The 293-nt window shown below is 70.0% G+C and carries 1 pseudogene; it reads right to left on the reverse strand.

Features of this window, described 5'->3' with window-relative positions:
• Positions 1-293, reverse strand: a pseudogene (locus tag HTZ82_RS08620) (DNA polymerase III subunit gamma and tau); the annotation flags it as partial.

The following is a 293-nucleotide window of genomic DNA, read 5'->3' on the forward strand; positions in this document are numbered from 1 at the left end:
CCGGCCGCGGGGGTGCCTGCGCCGCCGGACGGGTCGACGATGGCCTCGACCTTCCAGTGCACGTTGAACTGCTCGGCGAGTGCCTGCTTCAGGACCTCCTCGCTGCCGCTGCTCGTGAAGTTGTCACGGGCGCCGGCGTTGAGGAAGCCGAGCTGGAGGGTGGTGCCGTCGAAGCCGGCGACCTGGGCGTTCTGGCTGAGCAGGATCCACGTGAAACGGCGGCGGTTCTTGACGGCCTCCAGGATGGAGGGCCACATGTTGCGCGCCTGGACGGCGCCCTGGGCCATCTCGGC

Origin of the sequence: Streptomyces sp. TRM64462, from assembly GCF_013362995.1 — a bacterium.
GTDB lineage: Bacteria > Actinomycetota > Actinomycetes > Streptomycetales > Streptomycetaceae > Streptomyces.